Below are 1,428 nucleotides of genomic sequence, written 5' to 3'. Positions count from 1 at the left end.
GTGAAAGGACAAAAATTCTCAGCAGAAAAAGCCCAAGCACTTGCGGACTACATTGCGATTCGTCTGATTCGTACTGAATCCGATTCACTAGCCAAATGGCGAGATGATAAGACGAAAACCAGTAAAAATGTCGCTTTGATCGAAAATCGTATCCGTCTAGCAATTCAAAATGCAGATTGGAAAGGTGTTCAACAATGGATTGCTGTACTCAACAAAGATGAGCAAGCCTCGCTTCGCTGGCAATATTGGTTAGGTCGAAGTGAGATTGCGCTGGGTGATGATATTGCAGGCAAACAGCGATTGGCGACCTTAGTTGGTCAGCGCAATTTCTACAGCGTAGCTGCGGCGAATGCGATTGGTCAGTCAATCAAATATCCATCTCATCGTATTAAGCTCGATACTAAGGTTATTCACCCGTATCAAAACTCTCTCACTCGTATTGAAGAGTTGATTGCGACAGATAAAATTGCGGCAGCGAAAAGTGAGTGGGCGCATTTGCTGAGTAGAGTAGGTAAAGATGAAAAGGCGATGTTGGCGGCGTATGCCTCATCCAAGAATTGGCATCACCTAACCGTCACAGCCAGTATCCAAGCGCAAATGTGGGACAACATTGAACTGCGATTCCCCATTGCGCACCGCTGGTGGTTCAACTTTTATGCGAAGAAGCATGACATCGACCCGATTACGATGATGTCGTTAGCCAGACAAGAAAGTGCATTGGATTCAGAGGCGCGTTCTCCGGTAGGGGCTCGGGGTATCATGCAAATCATGCCAGCGACTGCGAAGTACACGGCACGTAAATACAAGCTGACTTATCAAGGTAGTGATGATTTATACAACGTCGGCAAAAACATCGAGATCGGTAGCCATTATCTGCAAGGTTTGCTAGAGGATTACGATAATAATCGTATTTTTGCGCTCGCCGCTTATAATGCTGGCCCTAACCGAGTAAAAACGTGGCGAGAGCGAACCCAAGGCAAAGTGGACGCATACGCCTTTATTGAGGCGATTCCATTTAACGAAACTCGTGGGTATGTGCAAAACATTCTGATGTTTGAAACCTACTATCGTGATCTTTTGGGTATCGACGGCGCGTTCTTGAATCAACACGAGATCAATACCAAGTATTGAGTGAGGTAACTTGATGTCACACGAACCCGAGTACAGAGACTGGCAACAGATTGTCGAGCTAATCCGATCCAGCGTGGATAGCCAGCAACATGAGATGCTGTTAACCATGCTGATGACACCTGATGAGAGGGAATCATTAACTGCACGCGTTAACATTCTTAATGAGCTTCTCAAAGGGGAATTATCTCAACGTCAGATCAGTCAGATGCTTGGTGTTGGCATTGCCACGATCACTCGTGGCTCAAATGAGTTGAAGTCGAAATCCGAAGTGGAAAAAGACAAGCTGAAACTCTTATT

The 1,428-nt window shown here is 45.7% G+C and carries 2 protein-coding genes; both read left to right on the top strand.

The window, feature by feature from the left end:
* Nucleotides 1–1,131 (top strand): transglycosylase SLT domain-containing protein (locus R8O70_RS25215; protein ID WP_318184463.1); only part of this gene is annotated, 1,131 nt, incomplete at its 5' end.
* Between the two features lie 13 nt (nt 1,132–1,144).
* Nucleotides 1,145–1,428, top strand: a 284-nt coding sequence (gene trpR, locus R8O70_RS25210; protein WP_318184462.1) for a trp operon repressor, incomplete at its 3' end; no start/stop codon positions are given.

Origin of the sequence: Vibrio sp. 779(2023) (assembly GCF_033344285.1) — a bacterium.
GTDB classification, from domain to species: domain Bacteria; phylum Pseudomonadota; class Gammaproteobacteria; order Enterobacterales; family Vibrionaceae; genus Vibrio; species Vibrio alginolyticus.
This window is presented reverse-complemented; position numbering and strand designations above follow the sequence as displayed.